At 47.6% G+C, this 26,131-nt stretch carries 23 protein-coding genes; 14 read left to right on the top strand and 9 right to left on the bottom strand.

All coding sequences use genetic code 11. The features are described 5' to 3' along the window. Window positions 1-7: 7 nt before the first annotated feature. On the bottom strand, window positions 8-1,051 hold the full coding sequence (gene hemH / locus BMW79_RS30005; protein ID WP_089902186.1) for a ferrochelatase: 1,044 nt from the start codon (window positions 1,049-1,051) through the stop codon (window positions 8-10). A gap of 304 nt (window positions 1,052-1,355) precedes the next feature. Here hemH and hemA point away from each other — a divergent pair, with 304 nt between their 5' ends. The 11 genes from hemA to BMW79_RS30060 all read left to right on the top strand — a co-directional run bounded on the left by hemA (window position 1,356) and on the right by BMW79_RS30060 (window position 14,980). Further along, window positions 1,356-2,609 carry a glutamyl-tRNA reductase gene (hemA, locus tag BMW79_RS30010; protein ID WP_089902189.1) on the top strand — a complete coding sequence of 418 codons (1,254 nt, stop codon included), beginning with the start codon at window positions 1,356-1,358 and terminating at the stop codon, window positions 2,607-2,609. A gap of 4 nt (window positions 2,610-2,613) precedes the next feature. Next, window positions 2,614-3,534 (top strand): hydroxymethylbilane synthase, encoded by a 921-nt coding sequence (gene hemC, locus BMW79_RS30015; RefSeq protein WP_089902192.1) that lies wholly within the window; start codon window positions 2,614-2,616, stop codon window positions 3,532-3,534. Further along, window positions 3,524-4,267, top strand: a complete 744-nt coding sequence (locus BMW79_RS30020) for a uroporphyrinogen-III synthase (protein WP_089902195.1) — start codon at window positions 3,524-3,526, stop codon at window positions 4,265-4,267. The genes hemC and BMW79_RS30020 overlap by 11 nt, the downstream gene beginning before the upstream one ends. Further along, the gene (gene hemE, locus BMW79_RS30025; RefSeq protein ID WP_089902198.1) at window positions 4,264-5,292 is read left to right on the top strand and encodes a uroporphyrinogen decarboxylase; all 1,029 of its coding nucleotides are present in this window, start codon (window positions 4,264-4,266) and stop codon (window positions 5,290-5,292) included. The genes BMW79_RS30020 and hemE overlap by 4 nt, the downstream gene beginning before the upstream one ends. A gap of 6 nt (window positions 5,293-5,298) precedes the next feature. Continuing rightward, complete coding sequence (gene hemF / locus BMW79_RS30030; protein WP_089902201.1) at window positions 5,299-6,210, top strand: oxygen-dependent coproporphyrinogen oxidase; 912 nt, start codon at window positions 5,299-5,301, stop codon at window positions 6,208-6,210. Window positions 6,211-6,255: 45 nt separating this feature from the next. Next, window positions 6,256-7,227 carry a porphobilinogen synthase gene (gene hemB / locus BMW79_RS30035; protein WP_262487510.1) on the top strand — a complete coding sequence of 324 codons (972 nt, stop codon included), beginning with the start codon at window positions 6,256-6,258 and terminating at the stop codon, window positions 7,225-7,227. Window positions 7,228-7,262: 35 nt separating this feature from the next. After that, window positions 7,263-8,549 carry a glutamate-1-semialdehyde 2,1-aminomutase gene (hemL, locus tag BMW79_RS30040; RefSeq protein WP_089902208.1) on the top strand — a complete coding sequence of 429 codons (1,287 nt, stop codon included), beginning with the start codon at window positions 7,263-7,265 and terminating at the stop codon, window positions 8,547-8,549. 153 nt (window positions 8,550-8,702) lie between these two features. Next, complete coding sequence (locus BMW79_RS30045; RefSeq protein WP_089902211.1) at window positions 8,703-9,125, top strand: hypothetical protein; 423 nt, start codon at window positions 8,703-8,705, stop codon at window positions 9,123-9,125. 139 nt (window positions 9,126-9,264) lie between these two features. Further along, window positions 9,265-10,383: an efflux RND transporter periplasmic adaptor subunit gene (locus tag BMW79_RS30050; RefSeq protein WP_089902215.1), complete on the top strand. Its 1,119-nt coding sequence runs from the start codon at window positions 9,265-9,267 to the stop codon at window positions 10,381-10,383. Between the two features lie 33 nt (window positions 10,384-10,416). Continuing rightward, on the top strand, window positions 10,417-13,557 hold the full coding sequence (locus tag BMW79_RS30055; RefSeq protein WP_089902217.1) for an efflux RND transporter permease subunit: 3,141 nt from the start codon (window positions 10,417-10,419) through the stop codon (window positions 13,555-13,557). Beyond that, on the top strand, window positions 13,550-14,980 hold the full coding sequence (locus BMW79_RS30060) for an efflux transporter outer membrane subunit (RefSeq protein ID WP_089902221.1): 1,431 nt from the start codon (window positions 13,550-13,552) through the stop codon (window positions 14,978-14,980). The genes BMW79_RS30055 and BMW79_RS30060 overlap by 8 nt, the downstream gene beginning before the upstream one ends. Before the next feature lie 48 nt (window positions 14,981-15,028). Here the strand turns inward: BMW79_RS30060 and BMW79_RS30065 are convergent, their stop codons facing one another. From BMW79_RS30065 to BMW79_RS30075, 3 genes are all read right to left on the bottom strand, one after another. Further along, window positions 15,029-15,823 carry a carboxylesterase family protein gene (locus tag BMW79_RS30065; protein WP_089902224.1) on the bottom strand — a complete coding sequence of 265 codons (795 nt, stop codon included), beginning with the start codon at window positions 15,821-15,823 and terminating at the stop codon, window positions 15,029-15,031. A 36-nt stretch (window positions 15,824-15,859) separates the two neighbouring features. Further along, window positions 15,860-16,582 carry an O-methyltransferase gene (locus BMW79_RS30070; protein WP_245752732.1) on the bottom strand — a complete coding sequence of 241 codons (723 nt, stop codon included), beginning with the start codon at window positions 16,580-16,582 and terminating at the stop codon, window positions 15,860-15,862. Between the two features lie 89 nt (window positions 16,583-16,671). Further along, entirely contained in the window at window positions 16,672-17,409 is a 738-nt protein-coding gene (locus BMW79_RS30075; protein WP_089902229.1) for a glycosyltransferase family 2 protein, read from the bottom strand. Window positions 17,410-17,595: 186 nt separating this feature from the next. Between BMW79_RS30075 and BMW79_RS30080 the strand changes: the two genes are divergently transcribed. Together BMW79_RS30080 and BMW79_RS30085 are read left to right on the top strand one after the other, a co-directional pair. Further along, on the top strand, window positions 17,596-18,924 hold the full coding sequence (locus BMW79_RS30080; protein WP_143059301.1) for a hypothetical protein: 1,329 nt from the start codon (window positions 17,596-17,598) through the stop codon (window positions 18,922-18,924). A gap of 122 nt (window positions 18,925-19,046) precedes the next feature. Beyond that, a complete protein-coding gene (locus BMW79_RS30085) occupies window positions 19,047-19,991 on the top strand; it encodes a hydrogen peroxide-inducible genes activator (protein WP_089902233.1) in 945 nt (314 codons plus the stop codon). Window positions 19,992-20,057: 66 nt separating this feature from the next. On the opposite strand, the gene BMW79_RS30090 is transcribed toward BMW79_RS30085, so the two are convergent. From BMW79_RS30090 to prmA, 3 genes are all read right to left on the bottom strand, one after another. Then, the gene (locus BMW79_RS30090; RefSeq protein ID WP_089902236.1) at window positions 20,058-20,861 is read right to left on the bottom strand and encodes a M48 family metallopeptidase; all 804 of its coding nucleotides are present in this window, start codon (window positions 20,859-20,861) and stop codon (window positions 20,058-20,060) included. Window positions 20,862-20,969: 108 nt separating this feature from the next. After that, entirely contained in the window at window positions 20,970-21,611 is a 642-nt protein-coding gene (gene plsY / locus BMW79_RS30095) for a glycerol-3-phosphate 1-O-acyltransferase PlsY (RefSeq protein WP_089902238.1), read from the bottom strand. Between the two features lie 117 nt (window positions 21,612-21,728). Then, entirely contained in the window at window positions 21,729-22,553 is an 825-nt protein-coding gene (gene prmA / locus BMW79_RS30100; RefSeq protein WP_089902241.1) for a 50S ribosomal protein L11 methyltransferase, read from the bottom strand. A gap of 173 nt (window positions 22,554-22,726) precedes the next feature. Here prmA and BMW79_RS30105 point away from each other — a divergent pair, with 173 nt between their 5' ends. After that, window positions 22,727-23,296, top strand: coding sequence for a hypothetical protein (locus tag BMW79_RS30105; RefSeq protein ID WP_089902244.1), 570 nt, complete (start codon window positions 22,727-22,729; stop codon window positions 23,294-23,296). 92 nt (window positions 23,297-23,388) lie between these two features. Here BMW79_RS30105 and BMW79_RS30110 read toward each other — a convergent pair whose 3' ends face one another. Continuing rightward, a complete protein-coding gene (locus BMW79_RS30110) occupies window positions 23,389-25,728 on the bottom strand; it encodes a polyribonucleotide nucleotidyltransferase (RefSeq protein ID WP_089902247.1) in 2,340 nt (779 codons plus the stop codon). A gap of 124 nt (window positions 25,729-25,852) precedes the next feature. After that, a complete protein-coding gene (gene rpsO / locus BMW79_RS30115) occupies window positions 25,853-26,125 on the bottom strand; it encodes a 30S ribosomal protein S15 (protein WP_079470431.1) in 273 nt (90 codons plus the stop codon). Between the last annotated feature and the right edge of the window lie 6 nt (window positions 26,126-26,131).

The following is a 26,131-nucleotide window of genomic DNA, read 5'->3' on the forward strand; positions in this document are numbered from 1 at the left end:
GAAAGATTTAAACGGTCTCAGTAGCCATCAGCTGGGTGCAATATTTCACCACGGCTTTTACCCACAGCGGATGTATATTCAGACAAGGAATCATCGTAAAGGTTTCTCCACCGCTGTTAAGGAAGGAATGCTTCCCTTCTACGGCTATCTCTTCCAGTGTTTCCAGACAGTCTGATACGAAAGCAGGACAAACGATCAGTAATTTTTTCTTCCCTTCGGCAGGCAACGTTTCCAGCAAACCAGCCGTATAAGGCTTTAACCATTCTTCACGGCCGAGCCTCGACTGGAAAGAGATGCCCCATTTTTCTTTGGGCAATCCCAGTTTTTCTGCTACCAGCTCTGAAGTAATGGTGATCTGGTGCCGGTAACAAAACTCATGTGAAGCGGATTTCACATGACAGCAGTCATTCACTTTCATGCAATGGGCGCCGGTGGGATCTGCTTTACGCATATGTCTTTCCGGCAAACCATGATAACTGAATAACACGTAATCGTAGTCCTGCGCCAGGTATGGACGCATGCTCTCCGCCAGTGCATGGATATAATCCGGCTCATCATAAAACGGAGGAACGATCGATAACTTGAATTTATATTTCTTTTTCCTGTAAACTTCTTTCGCATACTCTGCGGCTGTTTCGTAGGAAGACATGGCATAATGCGGATATAATGGCAGTACCACTACTTCTTTCAGATCAGGATTCTGTTTGAGCAGATTCTCATAGGCGACTTCCGGATGCGGATTTCCATAGCGCATGGCTATCTCCACCGGAATCTCCATATCGTTCTGCACCGCCATCTGCAGTTGCTTTGTGAGCGCCACCAATGGCGATCCTTCTTCCCACCAGATAGATTCATAAGCCCGCGCAGATTGTGCTGCACGCTTAGGTACAATGATACCTTCGATTAAGATCTTACGGAACAACCAGGGATAATCAATCACACGCTTGTCCATCAGGAACTCTATCAGATAACGCTTAACATCCGGCACAGCGGTAGAATCAGGCGATCCAAGGTTCATTAATACTATTCCAACATCAGATTTAGACACCATTTCTTTTAAATTGGTGCAAAAGTAAGCAAAAACGTGAAAGCGAAAAGCTTTATACCTCCACGGCAGCCTTTGCCCGAATAGGATTTATAAAAAATCGCTGTTATCTTCGTTGCAGGAGCTTTCTGCCTTTTGCTTTCAGCATTCTGCTCGATCAATGTCATTCTTTTGTAAAGACAAAAACTGATAAAAATCATTTTTTCGTCGTCATGATTACCAGTAGTAGAAATGACACACTAATGACAGCTAAACCCATTGGTTTGGGACGTATGAAAGTACTTTTGCAACCGGAAGCTTATACAAAAACATGCAGGTCAGTCATTCAAAAGAAATAGCAAATTTTCATATCGTTGGGATCAACTATAAGAAAACCGACGCTGCTATCAGGGGATTATACGCCATCAATCCGGCTCAGTATGAACAACTCCTGGAGCATGCCAGGGCGGTGCAATTAGATGATCTTTTTGTCCTCTCTACATGTAACAGAACGGAAGTATACGGATTTGCGGCAAACCCCGGGCAGTTGATCGATTTGCTGTGCAGGGAATCAAACGGCGATAAAAGCCAGTTGGAAGAATTAGCCTATATCAAATCAGGAGAAGAGGCCATCAGGCACCTGTACCAGGTAGGTACCGGGCTCGATTCCCAGATCCTCGGCGATTATGAAATCATAGGGCAGATACGTAATGCCACCAAATTTTCCAAAGCCCGTCAATGTCTTGGCAGTTTCCTGGAACGTCTGGTAAACAGCGTGTTGCAGGTTTCCAAACTCATCAAAACAGAAACAGGACTCAGCAAAGGCACTGTATCCGTGGCTTTCGCCACTGTCAGAATGCTCGAACGCATCTGTCCTGATATCAAAGATAAAAAAGTGGTATTGCTCGGTGTAGGCAAAATTGGCCGCAACACCTGCAAGAACATGATCGAATACCTCGGCGTAAAAGAAGTAACCCTCATTAACCGCACCCTCCAGGTGGCCGCTGATTTTGCCGGCCAGCACGGACTGCAATACGCTCCCTACGAAAATATGGTGAGCGAAATGCAGGCGGCAGATGTGATCCTCGTTGCTTCCAATGCACCACAGCCCACCGTACTGGCAGATCACCTGCGCAATGCTTCTCCCAAACTCATTGTTGATTTATCTATTCCATTCAACGTAGAAGCAGCCGTAGGCGAACTTTCACATATCACACTTGTGAACGTGGATGAACTCTCCAAAGTACAGGACGAAACCCTGCAAAACCGGCTGGGCGAAGTTCCAAAGGCTATTTCCATTATCGATGAACACATGGAGGAATTCCTCTACTGGTATAAAATGCGTAAACACGCTGTTGTGTTGAAAGCGGTAAAAGATAAACTGCAGGAAATACATACCCGCGAAATACTGCAGCAGAAAAACGGAGGCCATTACAAAATGGAAGACATAGAACTCGTGTCCTCCCGCATTATACAGAAAATGATTAATCTCATGGCTGGTAAAGTACGCAAGGAAACAGATAAAAGTGACCAGTACATCGCCATGATCAACGATATTTTTGAGACCGGAGTTAACCAGGAATAAACAAATGGATAAAGTTATCAGGATAGGCACAAGAGAAAGTCAGCTGGCCTTGTGGCAGGCAAACCAGGTAAATGATCTGCTCACCGCACAAGGCTACCGCACCGAACTGGTACCCATTAAAAGCGAAGGCGATATAGACCTGGTAACACCCCTCTATGAAATAGGTGTACAGGGCATCTTCACCAAAAGCCTCGATCTGGCATTGCTCAATAACCGTATAGACATTGCCGTTCACTCCTTCAAAGACGTTCCCACACAATTACCAAAACAGATTGTACACGCCGCCATCCTCCCACGGGGACCGGTAAAAGATCTGCTCGTATATAAAAACGATACCAGCTTCCTCAGTGATGCCGGTTATATAGCCAACATTGCCACCAGCAGTGTACGCCGCAAAGCCCAGTGGCTGCGCAAATATCCGCAGCACCAGTTGCATAACCTGCGCGGAAATGTAAATACCCGCCTGAAAAAACTGGCGGAAGAAAACTGGGACGGCGCCATCTTCGCCGTAGCAGGACTGGAGCGGATCAACGTTCGTCCGGCCAATTCCATTGATCTCGACTGGATGCTGCCCGCTCCCGCACAGGGCGCCGTAGTAGCAGTATGCCGCGAAGATGATCAGTTTTGCCTCGACGCATGCGCGGCTTTTAATCACGCCGAAACCGCCCTGGCCACACATATCGAACGCGAATTTTTACGTACCCTGATGGGCGGATGCACCACCCCTATCAGTGCCTACGCTTATATACAAAATAATACCATCCACTTCAACGGTGAACTCTGCAGCCTCGATGGGGCAAAGTTTTTCAGCGTGGCCCGCGAAGTGGCAATAGATAAAGCACAACACCTCGGACAGGATGCAGCAGAAGATATTATGGCGCAAGGTGGCGCTGAAATTGTAGCACAGATCAGAAATGCCAAATGATAAATACCGCATATTAAGCACCAGACATCTGACAGACAGCTCCATCGCTGTGGCTGGTGAAAGTGGTATTCATATCGACGTAAAAGACTTTATACAGATCAAACTGGTGCTCAATGAAGCACTGATGGGAGAAGAAAACCTGTTTCACGTGTTTCGCCCGGAAGCAGTGCACGTATTCACCAGCGTCAATGCCGTGAAGATGCTGGCGCAGCACTATATTCACCAGGACGATACTTTTTATGTAGTCAGTAAACCTAAGATCTGCTGTATTTCCGGCAAAACGAAAAAGGCCCTGCAAAGATTATTTAAAAGTGGTGAATTTCTCGCGGAATCACCCTATGGCAGTGAGTTAGGCACCACCATCGCAGCACTGGGCAATATTACCGCCGTTAATTTTTTCTGTGGTAATATCCGGAGAAATGAACTCCCGGATATCCTGAAAGAAGCAGGTATCACCGTCAATGAATTTGTGATCTACGAAAATATTCCTGCACCGGTGGTTACTGCCACCAACTACGACGGGATACTTTTTTTCAGTCCCAGCGCCGTAAAAAGCTACTTCTCTGTAAACCAGCTCCCGGCCGCCACCGTATGCTTCGCCATTGGCAGCACTACCGCCGCAGCACTGAAGGAGTATACTGAAAACAAAATTATTATGAGCACCAACATCAGCGAAGATGACATGGTGCAAACAGCAATATTTTATTTTAACAACATTAACTGCTACGAATGAGCGCTTTGAAGAACGACTTATTACTGAAAGCCCTTAAAGGCGAAACTGTTTCCCGCACACCAGTATGGATGATGCGTCAGGCTGGTCGCTATTTACCGGATTATATCAAACTGCGTGATAAATATACTTTCTTTGAACGCTGCGAAAATCCGGAACTGGCAACAGAAATAACCGTAATGCCGGTAGACCAGGTAGGAGTAGATGCCGCGATTATTTTTTCCGACATCCTCGTTGTACCACAGGCTATGGGCATGGAAGTACAGCTCATCGAAAAAGTAGGCCCCCTGTTACCGGCGCCTATCAAAACCGCCCAGGATTTGCAACGTTTATGCGTACCCGATGTACAGGAAAGACTGCACTATGTATTTGATGCGTTAAAACTCACCAAAAAAACACTGGATGGCCGCGTACCGCTCATCGGCTTTGGTGGCGCTCCCTGGACATTACTCTGCTACATGGTACAGGGCAAAGGCTCCAAAACTTTTGATGAAGCCAAAGCATTCTGCTACCAGCAACCTGCTGTAGCACACCAATTGCTGCAAATGATCACCGATACCACCATCGCTTACCTGAAAGCACAGGTAGCTGCAGGTGCTGATACCGTTCAGGTATTTGACTCATGGGGTGGTTTACTCAGTCCGCAGGATTTCGAAATATTCTCTTTACAATATATCCGCCAGATCGTAGCGGCCATGAAAGATGTTTGCCCCACTATCGTATTTGCCAAAGGCGCCTGGTTCGCCCTGGAAGATATGGCGGCTACCGGTGCACATGGCCTCGGTATCGACTGGTGCATTAAACCGGAACTGGCCCGCCAGTTTGCCGGCAGCAACATCACCCTGCAGGGTAACTTTGATCCGGCTAAACTGCTCGCACCGATCCCTGAAATCGAGAAGGCAGTAAAAGAAATGCTGAAAGGCTTTGGCAGACAACGTTACATCGCCAACCTCGGCCACGGCATCCTGCCAAATGTACCGGTAGATCATGCCAAAGCATTTGTGGAAACAGTTAAAGCACACGGATAATTGACCATGAGCATCAAAAACGAATTCATATCATTCATACACGGTCTGCAGGATGAGATCTGCGCTGCGCTGGAACAATCAGACGGCAAAGCTACCTTCCGGGAAGACCGCTGGGAACGCCCCGGTGGCGGCGGTGGTAAAACACGTGTGATCTCCGGTGGAAACGTATTTGAAAAAGGCGGCGTCAACACTTCTATCGTGCATGGCGAACTTCCGGAATTAATGGCGCAACAGTTTGGCGTTACCAACAGCCAGTTCATGGCCTGCGGTATCTCCCTGGTACTTCATCCCCTCAATCCTTTTGTGCCTACCGTACATGCCAATTTCCGCTATTTCGAACTGTATGATGCAGACGGATCGCTGAAAGACAGCTGGTTTGGCGGTGGCGCGGATCTGACACCTTACTACCTGGAAGAAGCAGACGGTATTCATTTTCACCGTACCTTCAAAAATGCCTGCGATCCTTTCGGCACCGCACTGTACCCGGCCTATAAAAAACATTGCGACGAATACTTCATCAATAAACACCGTAACAACGAAGCACGTGGCATTGGAGGCATCTTCTACGATTACCTCCGGCCCAATGCTGAGAGAACAGCGGAAGCATTACTCAGTTTCTCCAAAGCCAATGGTAAAGCCTTCCTCGAAGCTTACCTGCCGATTGTAGAAAAAACAAAACAGCTGCCCTATACCGAAGCACATCAAAGCTGGCAGGCGTATAGACGTGGACGTTATGTAGAGTTTAACCTGGTGCACGACAGAGGTACCCTGTTTGGCCTAAAAACAAATGGCCGTACAGAATCCATCTTAATGAGCTTACCACCGGTAGCCCGTTGGGAATACGATTTCCACACCACTCCCGGCTCACCGGAAGCACAGCTGGAAGAATACCTGAAACCAAGAGAGTGGGTGAAGTAATCGCCGGCAGCAAGAGGATATAAAAACAATAAAATTTTTATACAGATGATCAGAAGAAACAGAATCTTAAGAGTATCTCCCGCCATTCGCGCAATGGTAGCGGAAACAATTTTAACACCAAGCGATTTCATAGCGCCGTTATTTGTTACCGAAGGAGAAAATGTGAAGGAAGAGATCAGCTCTATGCCAGGTTATTTCAGGTACTCCCTGGACCTTACTATCCAGGAAGCCCGCGAACTCTGGAGCCTGGGTATTAAAAGTGTACTCCTGTTTGTAAAAGCACCGGATAGTGTAAAAGATAATAAAGGCACAGAAGCAGTAAACCCCAACGGGTTGATGCAACGCGCCATCCGTGGCATTAAAAACGCCTTACCGGATATGGTGGTAATGACTGATGTGGCACTGGACCCCTACTCCTCTTATGGTCATGACGGTATTGTAGACGGCACTGAAATCGTGAACGATCCTACCGTGGAAGTACTGGCCCGTATGAGTCTCAGTCATGCACAGGCGGGCGCGGATTTCGTAGCGCCCAGCGATATGATGGACGGCCGCATCCTGGCGATCCGCAATATCCTGGAAGCAAACGGTTTCGATAAAACCGGTATCATGTCCTACAGTGCTAAATATGCGTCCTGCTTTTATGGTCCTTTCCGTGATGCGCTGGACTCCGCTCCCGGCTTCGGCGATAAGAAAACCTACCAGATGGATTACGCCAATTCCCGCGAAGCCATCAAGGAAACACTGATGGATATTGAAGAAGGAGCCGACATTGTAATGGTAAAACCAGCAATGGCTTATCTCGATATCATGCGCATCATTAAAGATCGTGTAACCGTTCCAGTTAGTGCTTACCATGTAAGCGGTGAATATGCGATGATCAAAGCAGCTGCACAAAGAGGCTGGCTCGATGAAAACAAAGCTATCCTGGAAAGCATGACCAGCATGAAACGCGCCGGTGCCGACCTGATCGCTACTTACTTTGCAAAAGACGCGGTAAAACTGCTGAATGCATAATTCCATATCTTGCATAAAATAATAAACCACCAAAGATGTACAGCAAAAGTGAAATGTTATTCGGGAAAGCAAAGCAGGTGATTCCCGGCGGTGTTAACTCTCCCGTACGTGCATTCAAAAGCGTAGGCGGCACACCGGTGTTCATGGAACGCGCCAAAGGCTCCTACATGTACGATGCAGATGGCAACCGTTACATTGATTATATCAACTCCTGGGGCCCTATGATCCTCGGCCATGCTTATGAGCCGGTAGTAAAAGCCATCCAGGAATATGCCACTTACTCCACATCTTTTGGAGCGCCTACCGCACTCGAAACAAAGATTGCAGAACTGATCGTAGGCATGGTGCCTAATATCGATATGATACGCATGGTAAACTCCGGTACGGAAGCCTGTATGACCGCCATCCGGCTGGCCAGAGGCTACACCGGCCGCAATAAGTTTATCAAGTTTGAAGGCTGCTACCATGGTCACGCAGATGCGTTTCTCGTGAGCGCGGGTAGTGGCGTTGCTACGCTGGGTATCCAGTCGATCCCCGGCGTAACTGCTGCGGTGGCTGATGATACATTAACAGCTCCTTATAATAATTTACCTGCGGTAGAAGAACTTGTAGCAGAAAACATCAACCAGATTGCTGCCATTATCGTAGAACCGGTAGCGGGCAACATGGGTTGTATTCTGCCACAGCCGGGCTTCCTGGAAGGATTACGCCAGATCTGTGATGCAAATAATATCCTGCTTATTTTCGATGAAGTAATGACAGGCTTCCGCCTCGCACGTGGTGGCGCACAGGAATTACTGGGTATCCGGGCAGATCTTGTTACCTTTGGTAAAATTATTGGTGCAGGAATGCCGGTAGGTGCGGTGGCAGGTCCCAAAGAAATTATGGAGAACCTGGCACCAGCCGGAAAAGTATACCAGGCAGGCACTTTAAGCGGTAACCCGATCGCCATGATTGCCGGTTATACCTTACTGCAAACACTCAACGATCACCCGGTTATTTACCAGGAGCTGCAGGAAAAAGCAACCTACCTGGTAAACGGACTGAAAGAAGCCTTTGGTGCGGCAGGTGTGGTACACAGCATTAACCAGATGGGTTCTATGCTGAGCGCACATTTTACAGAATATCCGATCGTGGATTTTTCTTCTGCCTCCGCTGCCAACAACGAATTATTCAAACGTTTCTTCCATGCTATGCTGGATCGGGGTATTTACCTGCCGCCATCCGCCTTCGAAAGCTGGTTCATGAGTAATACACTCACCCTCGGAGACCTGGACGAAACCATTGCTGCTGCTAAATCTGCCATGCAGGCAATCAAATAGTTAACAATTCAATCCTGTGCAGAGTGGAAACGGCTGTCTCACTAAAATGAGACGGCCGTTTATTTTATAACACACTTACCGGTTATCAAAAAATAGTTCCTTTACAATAAACTAACCTTCGCATTAACTAAAAACTATTAATTTTGCGGTTTAATGAATGATCGTGCGCACATATTAAAACGTTGGACCCTCGTCTGCCTGCTGTTATGTTTACAGCTGGCAACTACCGTGGTGCCTGCGTTTGCAGCACATCGTCATTTACTGCTGAAAGATCTCCAGCAACAAAAAATACAACAGGACCGGCTTTTCCGCCTGGTCAATAATATCCCCGTTCATCTCGAAGCAGATGATGACAGCACCGATACCTGGCACATCACCAAAAGCCGCCGCAAAGCGCGCTTCTATCTTTCTGCTACTGCACCCCAGGTCAGTACTGCTACCCGCATTGTGTACCTGGACACAGATTACACCGGCAGCGGTATCTATATTCCTGAAAATAAAACCGGCGAGTACGGCCGCCAGCAATCATTCCGGCCAGCCTACTATTCCTTCCTCTTCCGGTTCACCCCCTTTTGAGTCAACACACTTTTTTACGTTGTCATTACTGTAATTATTTTTTAGGGAGATGCCCACCTTTTCTGCTACCATAGCGGATGGCCCCCTATTGTGTTGTATTCATCTGTTCCGGTTATGCCGGGATCAATACCTTATTGCTATGCATCAATATACAGGGATCTTAACATCGCTGATCGCTCTCTTCATGGCCGGTTGCGCCACTAAAGGAGAAAGTACCAATAAAGAGGAACTGAAAAGCTTACCCGTTACCACCCTGGTAACAAAAGATACACTCCTGCACCGTTCCTATGTAACGGATATACAGGCTGTACAAAATGTGGAAATACGCGCCCGTGTAAATGGGTTTTTAGATAAAATATACATCGACGAAGGACAGGAAGTAAAGAAAGGACAATTGCTGTTTGGGATCAGTGATGCGGAATACCGCGCCGAACTGGCCAGGGCTAAAGCCGCACTCAGCAGCGTGATCGCCGAAAGCAAAGCAGCCGCACTCGAACTCGACCGCGTTACATTACTGGTTGATAAAAAAGTAGTGGCGCCTTCTGAACTGGAAGTAGCCAAAGCCAAACTCGCCGCTGCACAGGCCAAAATAGAAGAAGCCCGCTCTGCCACCTCCAATGCGGAAATGCGCCTGTCTTTTACCAGTATCCATGCCCCATTCGATGGTATCATAGACCGTATTCCCTTAAAGAAAGGCAGCCTGATCAGCGAAGGCACCCTGCTTACTACGGTATCGGATACACGCGATATCTATGCGTATTTCAATGTATCGGAAACAGAGTATCTCCAGTATAACAAAGCACTGGCAAAAGGCGATAAAAGCTATCAGAAGGTAGCCCTGGTACTGGCCGACGGAACAGATTATGCACACACCGGGAAAATAGAAACCATGGAAGGTGAATTCGAAGAAAACACCGGCTCCATCGCTTTCCGTGCCCGCTTCCCCAACCCGTCCAAACTGCTGAAACATAATGCCAGCGGCAAAGTAAGACTCACTACCGAAATAGACAGCGCGGTTATCATTCCGCAAAAAGCGGTGTTTGAAATGCAGGACAAAAACTATGTATTCGTAGTGGATGGCGCCAATAAAGTGAAGATGAGAAACTTTACGCCACAGGCCCGCTTTGCACATTTCTACATCGTTCAAACCGGTCTTAAGCCCGGAGAACGGATTGTATGTGAAGGCGTACGCAACATCCGTGATGGAATCCAGATTTCACCACGCGGCGTGCCCATGGATAGTTTACTCAGTTTATAATCACATCGCTTTTTGCGCTGAAACCACGGAACAATGTTTGAAACTTTCATAAAAAGACCAGTGCTGTCACTGGTCATATCGCTTATTATCACACTGGTAGGCCTGCTCGCGCTATTTTCCCTACCTGTGACGCAATTCCCCGATATCGTACCGCCCTCGGTAACGGTAACGGCTAAATATACCGGCGCCAACGCAGAAGTATCTGCCAAAGCAGTATCTACTCCACTGGAAAGAGCCATCAACGGTGTGCCCGGCATGACGTATATGTCTTCCGTATCCAGTAACGACGGGATCACCGTGATCCAGGTATTCTTCCAGGTAGGTACAGATCCCGATCAGGCCGCAGTAAACGTTCAGAACCGCGTAGCCACCATCATCGATGAATTGCCCGAAGAGGTAATCAAAGCCGGGGTGACTACCGAGAAAGAGGTAAACAGCATGCTGCTTTATCTCAATGTGATGAGTGAAGACTCCACCCTCGACGAACAGTTCATCTACAACTTCGCCGATATCAATGTACTCCAGGAACTGAAACGTATCGACGGTGTAGGGCGTGCTGAAATCATGGGCGCCAAGGAATACGCTATGCGCGTTTGGCTGAAACCCGATCGTATGCTGGCGTACAACGTTTCTGCGGAAGAAGTGATCCAGGCGATCCGCAAACAGAATATAGAAGCCGCACCCGGTAAAACAGGGGAAAGCTCCGATAAAGATCCGCATATGCTGCAGTATGTATTGCGCTATACCGGCAAATTCTTTGAACCGGAGCAATACCAGCAGATCGTATTGCGGGCCGACCAGGATGGCGCCGTACTGCACCTGAAAGATGTGGCCCATGTAGAATTCGGCTCCCTCACTTACAGCATGGTGTCTAAAACAGACGGCAAGCCTTCTGCGTCCATCATGCTCAAACAGCGCCCTGGCTCTAATGCCCGCGAGGTGATTAACAATGTGAAGGCAAAAATGGAAGAAATGAAGCAATCGTCGTTCCCGCCGGGCATGACCTTTAACTTCAACTACGATGTATCCCGCTTCCTCGATGCGTCTATCCACGAGGTAGTGAAAACGCTTTTTGAAGCGTTTATCCTGGTATTCATCGTGGTATTCATCTTCCTGCAGGATTTCCGGTCTACCCTCATTCCCGCACTGGCAGTACCGGTAGCGCTGATAGGTACCCTCGGCTTTATGCAGATGATGGGCTTTTCCATCAACCTCCTCACCCTTTTTGCACTGGTACTGGCTATCGGTATTGTGGTAGATAATGCCATTGTGGTGGTGGAGGCCGTTCATGTAAAAATGAGCGAAGAACACCTCCCGCCTATGGAAGCCACACTGGCGGCGATGAAAGAGATCAGCGGCGCACTGGTGGCTATCACACTCGTGATGTCTGCCGTGTTTATCCCGGTGGCTTTCCTATCCGGCCCGGTAGGTGTATTCTACCGGCAGTTCTCTCTTACACTGGCTATTTCCATTGTTATTTCCGGTGTGAACGCTGTAACGTTAACGCCTGCACTCTGTGCCATCATGCTGAAAGATACGCATGGTAAACCCCGTAAAAAGAACCTGCTGCAGCGCTTCTTCAATGGTTTCAACAAAGGATACACTGCTACCGAAAATAAATATGCGAAATTCATCAGCTTCATTGCCGGCAGAAGACTGATCACCCTCGCCTGCCTGGTGTTCTTCTTCGTGGCCACCTGGGGCATCACGGCCATCCTCCCTTCGGGCTTTATTCCTACGGAAGACCAGGGAATGATTTATGTAAACGTAACCACGCCTCCAGGCGCTACCGTGGAACGTACCGAAGCCATACTGGACCAGGTACAGGCCATTGCCGATGAACTGGACGAAGTGGAGTCCGTATCTACACTGGCAGGCTACAGTCTTGTGAATGAAGTAGCCGGCGCTTCCTACGGTATGGGCATGGTGAACCTGAAACCGTGGGACGACCGCAAGGCCTCCGTACAGGACATCATCGAAATACTGCAAAAGAAAACCGCCGGTATTGCAGATGCCAGCATTGAATTTTTCCCGCCGCCCACCGTTCCCGGTTTTGGTAACTCCAGCGGCTTTGAACTGCGACTGCTCGATAGAAGCGGTAGCGGCGATCTCCGTCAGACGGCCCAGATCACCAACCAGTTTATCGATGCGCTGAAAAAACGGCCGGAAATAGGTAGTGCCTTTACCAGCTTTGATGCGGAATTCCCACAGTACCTGATCCATGTAGACCAGGCCATGGCAGCCAAGAAAGGAGTGAGCATTGAAAATGCGATGAGTAACCTGCAAACACTGATGGGTAGCTTCTATGCGTCCAACTTCATCCGCTTCGGACAGATGTATAAGGTAATGGTACAGGCAGATCCGTCGTATCGTACCAAACCGGACGACCTGCTACGGCTGCACGTAAAAAATGACCGGGGTGAAATGGTGTCGTACTCCGACTTCGTGAAACTGGAACGTGTATACGGACCGGAACAACTGACCCGCTATAACATGTACACGGCCGCCATGATCAATGGCGATGCCAAACCCGGGTTCAGCAGCAGCCAGGCCATTGCTGCCGTGCAGGAAGTCGCGGCAAAGGAACTACCAAGAGGCTATAGCTACGAGTGGAGTGGTATGACCCGGGAACAGATCCTTTCCGGTAACCAGGCCATCTATATTTTCATCATTGTACTCATTTTCGTATACCTGCTGCTGGCCGCCCAGTACGAAAGCTTCCTGCTGCCTTTGCCGGTGCTGCTGTCGCTGCCTGCCGGTATTTTCGGTGCCTTTTTATCACTGAAATTACTGGGACTGGAAAACAATATCTACGCACAGGTAGCCCTGGTGATGCTGATCGGGTTGCTGGGTAAAAACGCGATCCTCATCGTGGAATTTGCCATCCTGCGCAATAAGCACGGGGCTACGGTATTCGAAGCTGCCAAAGAAGGCGCGGTATCCAGGCTGCGACCCATCCTCATGACTTCCTTTGCCTTCATTGCCGGTCTGATACCATTGTGTATCGCCTCCGGTGCGGGAGCCATGGGCAACCGTTCCATCGGTACTGCCGCCGCCGGTGGTATGCTGATCGGAACCATCTTCGGCGTACTGATCATACCCGGGTTATATGTGTTGTTTGCCTCCATGATCAGGAAAAAATCCGTTGAAATAAAAGCTTACACCAATGAATAAATATTTCTCTTCATACGCATTGTATGCTGCCATGGCCACTATTACAGTGGCCTGCAGCACGCAGAAAGAACTGGCGCTTCCGGAACGTGTACCCGTTCCCGTTGTACCGGCAAATAATAATGATACCCTCTCGCTGGCCAATTTCACACAGGTATTTAATGATCCGAACCTGCGTAGTCTCATTGACACGGCCTTGCGCAACAACTACGACCTGTTATCCGCTGCACAGCGGGTAGCCACGGCGCAGGCCAATCTCATGATGGCAAAAAATGCCTGGTTGCCCAGCCTGAACCTGTCGCTGTCGGCTGGTGTGGATAAGTATTCAGACTACTCTTTAAACGGGGTTGGAAATTACGATACCAACCTGTCGCCCAATATCAGCAAGGACCAGCGCATTCCCGGGCCTACCCCGGAGTATTTTGCGGGCCTGAGAAGCAGTTGGGAGATAGATCTCTGGGGAAAACTGAAAAGTCAGCGGCAGGCTACCTATGCCCGTTTCCTGGCCAGTGAACAGGGCCGCCGACTGCTCACCACACAGATTGTGGCGGGTGTTACCGGTCTGTATTATGAGCTGACAGCCATGGACAATGAGCTGGCTATCATCCAACGGAATATCGGATTGCAGGAAACTGCGGTAGCGACGGTACATATCCAGAAAGCCGGCGGGCGCGCTACAGAATTGGCCGTACAACAGTTTACCGCACAGTTGCTGAGTACACAGGCGCTGGCTTTTGGCGTAAAACAGGAAATCGCTTCGCTGGAAAATCAGCTGAATGCGCTTTTAGGAAGATTCCCCCAGCCCATTGTACGTACGGTGGCAAAAGATGCACAGGCCCTTCCTGATGCAGTGCAGAAAGGCATTCCGGGCAGCCTGCTGCTGCAACGTCCGGATGTACAACAGGCAGAACTGGAACTGGCCGCTTCCAAAGCCGATGTAAAGGCCGCCAGGGCCGCCTTCCTGCCGGGACTCACCATTACGCCCTATGCAGGCTTCAATGCCTTCAAAGCAGGGTTGCTGTTTCAATCGCCCGCATCCATTGCCTGGGGCGCAGTGGGCAACTTAACGGCTCCCATCTTCAATAAAAAACAGATCAGGGCACAATACAACATCAGTACCGCCAACGCCTATACGGCATTTTACGGTTACCAGCAGGCATTGGTTAATGGCTACCAGGAAGTAGCTTCTGCTTTGAATAAAGTAGAAAACCAACGGGAAGCCTATACGCTGAAAAATAAAGAGGTATTGGTGTTACAGGAGGCCGTGTCTACGGCAAATCTTCTTTTCACTACAGGATATGCCAATTACCTGGAAGTAATTACCGCCCAGAAGAATGTGCTGGAAGCGGAACTGGCTTTAGTGACCACACGCCGGAATGTATACCAGGGAATGGTATCACTGTACCGCGCGTTGGGAGGGAATTAAAAGGAAGATGGTCTTACCCGGAGCTCACCGGGTAAGACCACACCTGCCCTATTTCTTACGATGCTGGAACAACCAGGGCAACAGGCCTGGTTCTACAAATGCATTATCCCAGCTGTTGTGCCCAACACCGGGGTATTCTGTATATTTTTCGTCTGCACCCAATGCCTTCAGTTTGGCATCATAGGCCCGGGATGACTGCACCGGTACTACCTGGTCATCGCCCCCGTGGAAGATCCACACCGGTACTTTCTTTGCGAAATTGCCCGCTGCTTCCACGTTGCCGGCGCCACAGATCGGGAACGCCGCAGCAAAGAGGTTAGGGCGTTTGGTGATGAGGTAAAACGTACCCATACCACCGAGCGACAGGCCGCCCAGGTATACGCGTTTCGTATCAATTTTTCCGCTGGCCAGCAGGCTGTCCAGTAATTGATTCAATAAAGCGGTAGGCGGCGTAGGATTGCCATCCAGCGGGAATTCCCCCCTTATAACTTTACCGCTGGTATCCCGTTCAAATTTCATGGGCGCCCAGGTCTGGTTATCCGGGCATTGCGGAAACAATACGAAAGCGGGGTAATTGGCCCGGATGGTATCGCGCAGGAACATACTGCCGCCATGCAGCAGCTGTGCGTTGTTATCGCTGCCTCTTTCACCGGAGCCATGCAGGAAAACGATCAGGGGATACTTTTTATGAATGTCGTAATTCGCCGGTGGGAGGAGACGGTACCTCAGCTGGTCACCCTTACGGCTAAACGATTCGTAACTATACTCGGAATAATCCTGTGCCACTGCAGCCGTTCCGGCTATCAGCAAACAACCCAGGAAAAAAAGTGTCAGGTAACGCATAACGGGGGATTTTATCCCTAATATACTACCGGGAATTCAGTATTTCAGGGTGAAATGCTGTTTCACTTTAAAATCTTTCCGGAAAAATACCAGCCCGATAAAAAACAGGTCGATGGTCATGGTCACCTGCGGATGCTCCTGGATGGTATGCCAGGCGGCTTCCATATCAGGCGTCCAGTGGATATCGTCAAAGATGAAAACGGAGTACTCATCTGCAAACTGCAGGCACTGCTGAAAGTAAGCGAGCGTCGGATCCTTCCGGTGGTTCCCGTCTATGTACACCCAGTCGGGTAACTGCATCTGTTTGAGTACATCCGGCAGCACGGTGTCGAAGTTGCCGGTTACCTGGGTGATATTACGGATGCCCAGGGATTCAAAATTTTTAGCGGCCCGGGCAGCTATGTTAGGACACCCTTCAATGGTATAAATGCGGGCATTAGGAGCCGCTTTGGCCATATATGCAGTGGAAAGGCCCATAGAAGTCCCCAGTTCGAGGATCCTTACCGGCTGGAGGTATTGTATCAGCCGGTAGAATAACTGCCCGAATTTGGGCTGTTTGGCCGCATAACGGGTAATATCCCTCACGCGGCGTTCCTTACCGGCCGATATCAGAGACCCTGCGCCCAGGTCGGTGACCTGGAGCGTTTCATCGCTCTGCAGCAGTTCTTTGCGCAACTGTTCTATTTCCCGGAAAGCAGGATGCTGCTTTTTATCCAGCAATACATCCTCTATCAGTGAAAACACGAAAGGAGAATGCACATCATGGCGATTGCCTGATGTAAAATAATATTTAAGGTACTTTCCGGCTAAATTGTACTGTTGCGCTAAACCCACTGCTATAATTAATTTTAATAGATCTTTCCTTTTACGATGCCCCACATATGCAAACGATGCTGCAGGGATACTCTCAATACGCCCAGACCGTAAATGGCGCTGCGCTTGAAGTTAATACTGGAGGCTTCATCGAAATATTTAGTAGGACAGGTAATTTCTGCAATATCGTATCCTTTCATAAATATCTGCGAAACCATTTCATTATCAAACACAAAATCGTCATTATCAGCCATATAGTTGATATTACGCAACACATCCGCAGAGAAAGTCCGGTAACCGGTATGATATTCACTCAGCTTCTGACCGATCAGGATGTTTTGTGTCAGTGTTAAAAAACGATTAAATATGTACTTATACATCGGCATTCCCCCTTTAAGGGCGCCCTTTCCGAGGATCCTGGACCCGAATACCACCGGGTACACATCATTGGCAATAATACTGCACATCGCTACAATGAGCTTGGGCGTGTACTGGTAGTCGGGATGGAGCATCACCACAATATCAGCTCCCAGCTCCAGCGCCTTGTTGTAGCAGGATTTCTGGTTACCGCCATAACCTTTGTTCTTGTCATGACGGATCAGGTGCTGAATACCAAGCTGCCTGCCAACGGCAAGGGTGTCGTCTTTACTGGCATCATCTACCAGTACTACCTCATCAACTATGTCAAATGGAATCTCCCGGAATGTTTTTTCCAGCGTAAGTGCTGCGTTGTAGGCCGGTAATACAACCACAATCTTTTTGTTATTAAGCATGAAAGTGGATCAAATTTGGCAGCAAAGGTAACCCACCTGCTGATAATTCAAAATATATCCGGGAAATGTAATTCAACACCACCTATCATGATTTAATTTTAACTGTTATTAATTATTTATCTTTGTGTGATGATGTTTTTGGCATCATATTTTCTTAAATTTTTGTTAACAAAAAGCAAAAACAACATGTTAAAACACCTACCAACGGAGATGATGCATGATAAACGCTTGACTAACAAGCCCGATGAGTCATTACCGTTAGTACACCTGGCTCAAAAATTCCTGACCTCAGGATGGATAAAAGTGCTACCAGTTCCCCTTGTTTTACTTTTTACTTTCCAGACCGCCTATGCACAAGACCCGGAACTCAAAAGCACCGTGTCCCCTGTTGTCAAAACCCAGGATACCACTATCCGCAAACTATTGGAAGAAGTACAGCGCATTACTGATAATGATAAACAGAATTCCAACGCCATCCAGGCACTGCTTCAGGGAAAGGACTTCGATAATATGACCAAGTACGACCTGATCAAGAATAATATTATCAATGCCAGCGAAACCTATTACCTGCTTAACAAAAAAATAATAGATCTAAAATCACGTACCACTACCAATAATCTCGATGTATTTATCACCTCCCTGAATAACCCGGAAAGTAAAGCGCTCGGGTTCTCCCTAAGTGACCGCATTGTAGAACTGGTAGAAAAAATTATACTGAAAAATAAAGGAGATAAAGGCGAGAAGAATTCTAAAATTGTAGAATCTACCAAGTCGATTATCAACAGCCCTATTTTCCAGAGCTTTACTTCCCTCACACCACCGCTGGCCATCGCCAACTCGGTGATGAACTTCCTGCATAGTGTGAGTGTGAACAACAAACAGATCAATCAGAAGTCATTACAGGATTTCGAAAAAGAGCTCAACAAATATGTAGTATATTATACTGCATTAAATGATGCCAACCAGAAATTCGAATATGGTCTCAACTTCAATAAAGATCAGCTCAGCCTCCTGCAGGACAACCTCTTCGATCACCTGTCGTTTACCGCTACTTCCATGAAGTTCCCGGCGCCACAGAAAGGTAATCAGAGCCTGAGCCAGACCATGAACGAATATTTCATCGACTTCCGCAAAGAAAAAGTAGTAGACTACTTCAACAAGCTGGAAGAAAAATATTCCAAAGGCAAACGGATCGACTATGAATCCCTGCTGCGTGAAAACTCTTCCCTGAAAGAAGTGAATAACCAGCTGGAAGATCTCGTACTTCAAACCAAACGATTCGAAAACCTGTATAACGAATATTTTACCCTGCTGGATTCTTACTACACCAAAGTGAATAATTCACTGAAAATAGCGCAGGACAACGGACTGGCCGATAAAAGTATCATTGATACCAAACAGGCAGAATTCCGGAACCTGAAAACAGAAGCCGTAGGCGAGATACAGGCCTCTATCAACATCCGGGAACTGTATAGCAATACAGAAAAAATCAAATACCGGTACCGTATATTCTAAATCTACTTCAACTTATAAAGCAAAAAGCCGGCAGTGATTTACTGCCGGCTTTTTGCTTTTATATCTTTTAACACTGTCCTATAGATTTTATTGATACCTTTACCATCACAATCTTAGAGGAAATGACGACAGTTCAATTGGAGTACATAGTTGCGGTAGACACCTACAGAAGTTTTGTACTGGCCGCAGAGAAATGCTTTGTCACCCAGCCAACGCTGAGTATGCAGATACAGAAACTGGAAGATGAATTAGGCATTAAACTGTTTGATCGTAGTAAATTACCCGTAGTCCCTACTGAAATAGGCATCTCTGTGGTAGCCCAGGCCAGGATCATTATCAAGGAAAATGCCCGCATCCGCGAAATCATCGCCGACCAGAAGAAAGAAGTACAAGGCAACCTGAAAGTAGGGATCATTCCTACACTGGCGCCTTACCTGCTTCCCCGTATCCTGACCGGTTTCATGAAGAAATATCCGAAAGTAAAACTGGAAATCTGGGAGTATCCCACGGAACAGATCATGCAGCAACTGAAACAGGAACTGCTGGACTGCGGACTGCTGGCCACTCCCCTGCATAATCCCCACCTGGAAGAACATCCGCTGTTTTATGAGTCGTTTGTAGTATACACCGCCAAAAGCAACAGCTTATACGATAAGAAGATCGTAAGGGCAGAAGAGCTGGACATCAAAGACGTATGGCTCCTCAATGAAGGACATTGTATGCGCAACCAGGTGCTGAATATCTGTAAAGATAAATTCACCATGGGCGATAATAAGAACCTTGAATACAATACCGGCAGCGTGGAAACACTCAAAAGAATGGTAGATCTTAACGAAGGCTATACAATATTGCCGGAGTTGTCTTTACAGGACCTCTCTTCCCGTCAGCTGAACATGGTACGCTATTTTAAAGCTCCTGAGCCGGTAAGGGAAATCAGTCTTGTTACGCATCGTCACTTCATTAAACAGGCGCTGATTGAGGCCTTTAAAAAAGAAATCCTGGCACATGTACCGGATAAGATGAAGGTGCAGAAGAATAAAAAAGTAATTGAGATATTAACTGCATAGGCAGATATAAAAGCAAAGGGGATCGTAATGTATCATTACGATCCCCTTTGCTTTTATATAAATCAGTTATGCTTTTGCAGGCGTGTAATACTTCATTGCTTCCGGCATCAGCTGCTGCAGCTTCTGTACACGGGTAGCATCGCTGGGGTGCGTGCTGAGAAATTCCGGTGGTTTCTGACCATTACTCATGTTGGCCATACGCTGCCAGAAAGGAATAGATTCCTGCGGGTTATAACCGGCCATGGCCATGAATATAACACCCAGGTGATCGGCTTCCAGCTCATTACCACGGGAGAAGGCGAGTGTACCTAAGTTGCCACCTACGCCGAAGGCCTGGTTAAAGAGATTCACCGCTGTAGGATTTTTATTCAATGCTACTGCACCTGCCACCTGGATACCCTGCATCACCAGTCCCTGGCTCATACGTTCGTTACCATGACGGGCAATAGCATGCGCTATTTCATGTCCCATTACACAGGCAAGTGCGGTTTCATTCTGGGTAACCGGCAATAAACCGGTATATACTACAACTTTACCTCCTGGCATACACCAGGCATTCACTTCTTTGCTATCTACCAGGTTAAACTCCCATTTATAGCTGGCGATCTCATTCCCCATATTATTCTGGTTCATATAGGAGGTAACAGCAGCTGCAATACGGGCACCCACTCTTTTTACCATTTCAGCGTCTTTGTTGGTAGTCTGCGCTACGACTTTGTTCTCTGATAAAAATGATTGGTACTGCTGCAGCGCCATAGATTGCATGGTGCTTTCGGGAACCAGGTTGAGCTGACTACGGCCGGTAATGGGAACTCGGGCGCATGCCGCCAATGCAAGGCTTGCAGTAAAGAATAAGACATACTTTTTCATGGGAGCATCAATTTAAAATTTGCGTAAAACGCAAAAAGCACAAAGCAAAAAGCATGCACATTTTATGGCCATTGCTTCCTGCTTCATGCTTTTACTATATAACTGTGACTAGTTTTTGTCCTTTTTGTTCTTAAACAACGGCACTTTACTTTCCACACCTTTTAACAGGCGGGTGATGTTTTTCTGGTGGGTTAATACCACCATTAAAGCCACTGCGATGGCAAATATCCGGTAAAAGATCTCCGGCTCATTAAAAATGTACAGGATCAGGATCGGAAACGCGATGCTGGCGATAATGGAGCTTAATGATACGTACCTGGTTAAAAACAGGATCATTAAAAAGACACCCACACAGCACAACGCTACCAGTGGCTGAATAGCCAGCACCAGTCCAAACAGGGTGGCAATACCTTTACCACCTTTGAAATTGGCCCAGATCGGGAATATATGACCTACCACTGCCGCGAGCCCCAGACCTATCTGGAGGTTCACAAGTTGAGTAAGATGTTCAGGATCAAGATAATAAGGAGCGAGATAGGATAACCGTACTGCTAACACACCTTTCAGCATGTCTACCACCATTACAAAAGTCCCGGCCTTTGGTCCGAGTACCCGGAAAGTATTGGTAGCACCGGCGTTGCCGCTGCCATACTCCCTGATATCCATACCAAAAACACCTTTACTTACCCACACAGCTGTAGGAACAGATCCGATCAGATAAGCACCAATAAGCAATAAAATCTCTATCATACTACAAGTTAGGAATGCTAAGATAACAAATTCTGTGTTAAAATAGAGAGAATATTAGAAAAGATCGTAACACAAAAGTTGGATTGTCAGCACTTTTTATATGTAATTTTTAATTTATTACGCTTCCGGTACATAAAATTGAAGCGCCAGCCAGTTGTCTTTCTCTATTCTTCCTTCCTGGATAAATCCATTTGAAACCGCAGCTGCAGCGATATTCTCTTCGTCGGTAGGTAAAATGCCACTCAGTAATAGTTTGCCCCCTGGTTTCACCAGGTTTTTCATATCTCCCATAAACTGCAACAAAATGTTGTAGTTGATATTCGCCAGCAATATATCATATTTTCCGGTAATAGCATCAAGCTTGTCGGCCTGCCATACTTTTACCTTAGTCATTCCGTTGGCGGCCACGTTCTCCAGGGTATTGTTCACAGACCATTCATCGTAGTCAATGGCATCGCTGGTGGCGGCTCCCATCATTTCTGCCAGAATAGCCAGAATACCGGTGCCGGTGCCAAAATCAAACACGCTTTTGCCTTTTATCTCCAGTCCCTGCATCAGTTTGATCATGGAAGCAGTAGTGGCGTGATGTCCCGTACCAAATGCCATTTTAGGCGTAATAATAATCTCGTAGGCAGGCTGCGGATGGAACGGTGGGTGAAAATCTGCGCGGATACCGCAAAAATCGTCTACCTGTACCGGCTCAAAATTGCTTTCCCACAGGGCATTCCAGTTTGTTTGTTCAATGGTTTCTTTCGTATAGGTAACACCGTGCGGCGCCAGTTCGGCCTCCAGTGCGGTTTCATCAAAATCAACGGCTGGTATATAAGCAATGAGCGCGTCTGGCTGTTCTTCAAACCCCTCGTACTTCAGTTCAGATAATTGTGCAATCAGCAGGTCAGTATGTGCCGCACCCGCGCGCATCGTAATAGCAATGTAAGACATAGGCTGCAAAGATAGCTTTTAGCGGGTAGCTTTCGTGCGCCCAGGATGGTTAACAAATGATAAAAATTTGCTTACCCAGGCAAATTCAGGTCTTTCTCCGACCCACCGGTAGCCAAAAAGCACGCCCAATATTAAAAAACATTATATTTGATTTATAAATCATATCACAAACTATGAAAGCACTGTTCCTCCTGCTGGCCGGCGTGGCGTTGTCCATGTCGGGAATAGCCCAGGTGATTAAAGTAAGACCGCCTGAACCGATCCTTGATTCCATCATTTACCAGACTGAAAATGTAACCCTGATCTTCGACCGGAAGCATCTGACAGCATATATGGCGGGCATGGATTCTACGCTCCGCAACGCGAAGTATAGCAATAAGGTTTTTAACAGCGTGCAGTTTACCCGGCTGAATGCCATCGATATGGGTAACCATTTCCGGAAGGCCTATTGCTACCTGGAAGATACCACCAACAAGGATTTCAGCTACAGCACCGGTAAAATGAATATGTTATGGGCAGAAGATGGCGGCATTATGCTGCCCTATGTGGAAGAAATTATGCCTGACCTGCTGGCGGGTGGAGAAGTAAGGGTGATCGACCGCAGTACCAAAGCGGTACAACCTGCCTATAAGATGATTGCAGAGCCGGTAGATGGCAATAACTACCGCGTTTTCCGTCTCAATAGCGGCCGGGAGATCTTCCGGGAGAGTACTTTCCGGGTAGAGCAACTGACAAGAAGATAATATCACCACTTCCCTAAAATAAGAAAGCAGCCACCTGAGTGACTGCTTTCTTTTTGTATTTAATTCCAGTTATCTGCTAGCTATAACAGCGCTTATTCAGCGTCAAAGGTTGGCTCCTGAGGTTTATCAGGACCGGCGTTGTAATTTCCGCCACCACGGTTACCGTCGCGGTTGAAATCACGTCTGTCGCCACCACCACGTCTGTCATCGCCGCCACGTCTGTCGTCACGGGGACCACGTCTGTCGCCACGATCTCCGCGATCACGGAAGTCGCCACGGTCACCACGCTCTTCGCGCTCTGGTCTTTCCACATAACCTTCCGGTTTAGGCATGAGCACTTTGCGGCTCAGCTTAAACTTACCGGTTTTAGGATCGGTACCAGTGAGTTTTACTTTTACTTTTTCGCCTTCTGTCAGCACACCTTCCATTGTTTCCAGGCGTTTCCAGGAAACTTCGGAGATGTGGAGCAAACCTTGTTTACCAGGCATGAACTCAACAAAAGCACCATAAGGCATGATGGATTTTACTACAGATTCATATACTTCTCCTACTTCAGGAATAGCAATGATGCCTTTTACCCATGCAACGGCCTTATCCAGGCTTTCTTTCTGGGCAGAGAAGATGCTCACTTCACCGGTTTCACCAACTTCTTCGATGTTGATGGTAGTACCGGTTTCGCGTTGGATCTCCTGTATAATTTTACCACCGGGTCCGATCACAGCGCCGATAAATTCGCGGTCGATGATGATTTTCTCCATGCGTGGTGCATGTGGTTTTGGTTCAGGACGTGCAGCAGGGAATGCTTCGTACATGGCTTCCACGATGTGCAGGCGGCCTTTCTTGGCCTGAGCCAGTGCAGAGCGCATTACATCCATGCTTAAACCATCTACTTTGATATCCATCTGGATACCCACAATACCATCGCGGGTACCGGTTACTTTGAAGTCCATATCACCCAGGTGATCTTCATCACCGAGGATGTCGGTTAATACCGCCCATTTACCATCGGAAGCGCGGGAGATCAGACCCATTGCCACACCGGAAACGTGTTTAGGCAAAGGTACACCTGCGTCCATCAGTGCCAGTGAACCGGCACATACGGTAGCCATGGAGGAAGAACCATTTGATTCGAGGATATCGGAAACCACCCTTACAGTGTAAGCGTAGTCGCTGCCTGGCATCATCTGCTTCAGGGAGCGCATCGCGAGGTTACCGTGTCCAACTTCACGACGGCCGGGACCGCGCATCATTTTCACTTCACCTGTAGAGAAGGGAGGGAAATTATAATGCAGGATGAATTTGGAGTAGTTGGATACTGCAGCGCTCTCGATCAGCAGTTCATCTTCCGGAGTACCGAGGGTAACAGTAGTCAGGGACTGTGTTTCACCACGGGTAAACAGGGCAGAACCGTGAGGGGAAGGCAGGATATCTGTTTCCATGGCCAGGGGACGAACCTGATCCAGTGCACGGCCATCCAGACGAACGGATTCATCCAGGATCATGTTACGGATCACTTCTTTTTCCAGGTCATGCAGGTATTCTTTTACCAGTGGCTGGTCTTCTTCCGGTAATTCGCCCAGGTGTTCTTTCAGTTCCACGCCGATAGCTGCAAACGCATCGCTGCGATCGTGCTTGGCAGAAGCTGACTTAGCTACCTGGTAAATTTTATCTTTTGCAAAAGTTTCAATTTTTGCTTTCAGTTCTTCGTTCTGGTGAGGTTGAGCATACTCACGTTTTCCTTTCACACCTTTCAGATCACGCAGCTCTTCCTGTGCTTTTACCTGCACCTTGATCGCAGCGTGTGCTGCTTCAATAGCGAGGATCAGGTCTTCTTCCTGGCACTCTTTACTTTCACCTTCCACCATCATGATGTTCTTATCGGTAGCACCGATGATGAAGTCCATGTCAGCTTTAGCCAGTTCAGTGCGGTTAGGGTTGATCACCAGTTTGCCATCAATGCGGGCTACACGACACTCAGAAATGATTTCCTGGATGGGAACGTCAGAAACAGCCAGCGCAGCAGATGCAGCCAGACAGGCCAGTGCATCAGGCATTACTTCGGGATCAGATGAAATCAGGGATACTAATACCTGAACTTCACATAAGTAGTTATCGGGGAACAGGGGACGCAGAGCGCGGTCAATCAGACGGGAAATAAGTACCTCGGAATCAGACAACCGGCCTTCACGTTTGAAAAAGGAACCTGGGATACGGCCTGCAGATGCAAACTTTTCCTGGTAATCAACTGTAAGGGGGAAGAAAGACTGGCCTGGTTTGGGTTCTTTGTTTGCTACCACAGTGGCCAGCAAAATAGAGTTCCCTAAACGCACCGTAACGGCACCGTCAGCCTGACGGGCCAACTTGCCGGTTTCGATGGTCACCATACGACCGTCTCCTATATCGAATTTCACTGAAATAGGTGTCAGATTCATAATAAAGTGAGGATTAATTAGATAACGTTATCCATTTCAAATCATCCGGATAACAAAACGTATACATACAAAAAAACTATTCCCAACCATATAAGTTGGGAATAGCGCTATAATTAAGTCATGGTTATTTCCTGATACCTAACTTCTCGATGAGGGCACGGTAGCCTGTGAGGTTGGTTTTAGATAAATAGGAAAGCAAACGCTTTCTCTGGCCAACCATCTTCATCAAACCACGGTGGGTAGAAAAATCTTTTTTGTTTTGTTTCAGGTGACCGGAAATGCTGTTGATACGCTCAGTCAGCAGTGCGATTTGTGCTTCCACAGAGCCTGTATTTTTTTCGCTTCCACCAAATTCCTTAAAAATATTGGCTTTCTTTTCAACAGTTAAGTAAGACATCTTTAA

The sequence above is a fragment of the Chitinophaga arvensicola genome, from assembly GCF_900110835.1.
Lineage (GTDB): Bacteria > Bacteroidota > Bacteroidia > Chitinophagales > Chitinophagaceae > Chitinophaga > Chitinophaga arvensicola.

What these genes read in the sequence shown, in the direction of transcription:
- hemH (WP_089902186.1), bottom strand. Translation starts at nt 1,051, where the DNA reads ATGGTGTCTAAATCTGATGTTGGAATAGTATTAATGAACCTTGGATCG.
- hemA (WP_089902189.1), top strand. Translation starts at nt 1,356, where the DNA reads ATGCAGGTCAGTCATTCAAAAGAAATAGCAAATTTTCATATCGTTGGG.
- hemC (WP_089902192.1), top strand. Translation starts at nt 2,614, where the DNA reads ATGGATAAAGTTATCAGGATAGGCACAAGAGAAAGTCAGCTGGCCTTG.
- BMW79_RS30020 (WP_089902195.1), top strand. Translation starts at nt 3,524, where the DNA reads ATGCCAAATGATAAATACCGCATATTAAGCACCAGACATCTGACAGAC.
- hemE (WP_089902198.1), top strand. Translation starts at nt 4,264, where the DNA reads ATGAGCGCTTTGAAGAACGACTTATTACTGAAAGCCCTTAAAGGCGAA.
- hemF (WP_089902201.1), top strand. Translation starts at nt 5,299, where the DNA reads ATGAGCATCAAAAACGAATTCATATCATTCATACACGGTCTGCAGGAT.
- hemB (WP_262487510.1), top strand. Translation starts at nt 6,256, where the DNA reads ATGATCAGAAGAAACAGAATCTTAAGAGTATCTCCCGCCATTCGCGCA.
- hemL (WP_089902208.1), top strand. Translation starts at nt 7,263, where the DNA reads ATGTACAGCAAAAGTGAAATGTTATTCGGGAAAGCAAAGCAGGTGATT.
- BMW79_RS30045 (WP_089902211.1), top strand. Translation starts at nt 8,703, where the DNA reads ATGAATGATCGTGCGCACATATTAAAACGTTGGACCCTCGTCTGCCTG.
- BMW79_RS30050 (WP_089902215.1), top strand. Translation starts at nt 9,265, where the DNA reads ATGCATCAATATACAGGGATCTTAACATCGCTGATCGCTCTCTTCATG.
- BMW79_RS30055 (WP_089902217.1), top strand. Translation starts at nt 10,417, where the DNA reads ATGTTTGAAACTTTCATAAAAAGACCAGTGCTGTCACTGGTCATATCG.
- BMW79_RS30060 (WP_089902221.1), top strand. Translation starts at nt 13,550, where the DNA reads ATGAATAAATATTTCTCTTCATACGCATTGTATGCTGCCATGGCCACT.
- BMW79_RS30065 (WP_089902224.1), bottom strand. Translation starts at nt 15,823, where the DNA reads ATGCGTTACCTGACACTTTTTTTCCTGGGTTGTTTGCTGATAGCCGGA.
- BMW79_RS30075 (WP_089902229.1), bottom strand. Translation starts at nt 17,409, where the DNA reads ATGCTTAATAACAAAAAGATTGTGGTTGTATTACCGGCCTACAACGCA.
- BMW79_RS30080 (WP_143059301.1), top strand. Translation starts at nt 17,596, where the DNA reads ATGTTAAAACACCTACCAACGGAGATGATGCATGATAAACGCTTGACT.
- BMW79_RS30085 (WP_089902233.1), top strand. Translation starts at nt 19,047, where the DNA reads ATGACGACAGTTCAATTGGAGTACATAGTTGCGGTAGACACCTACAGA.
- BMW79_RS30090 (WP_089902236.1), bottom strand. Translation starts at nt 20,861, where the DNA reads ATGAAAAAGTATGTCTTATTCTTTACTGCAAGCCTTGCATTGGCGGCA.
- plsY (WP_089902238.1), bottom strand. Translation starts at nt 21,611, where the DNA reads ATGATAGAGATTTTATTGCTTATTGGTGCTTATCTGATCGGATCTGTT.
- prmA (WP_089902241.1), bottom strand. Translation starts at nt 22,553, where the DNA reads ATGTCTTACATTGCTATTACGATGCGCGCGGGTGCGGCACATACTGAC.
- BMW79_RS30105 (WP_089902244.1), top strand. Translation starts at nt 22,727, where the DNA reads ATGAAAGCACTGTTCCTCCTGCTGGCCGGCGTGGCGTTGTCCATGTCG.
- BMW79_RS30110 (WP_089902247.1), bottom strand. Translation starts at nt 25,728, where the DNA reads ATGAATCTGACACCTATTTCAGTGAAATTCGATATAGGAGACGGTCGT.
- rpsO (WP_079470431.1), bottom strand. Translation starts at nt 26,125, where the DNA reads ATGTCTTACTTAACTGTTGAAAAGAAAGCCAATATTTTTAAGGAATTT.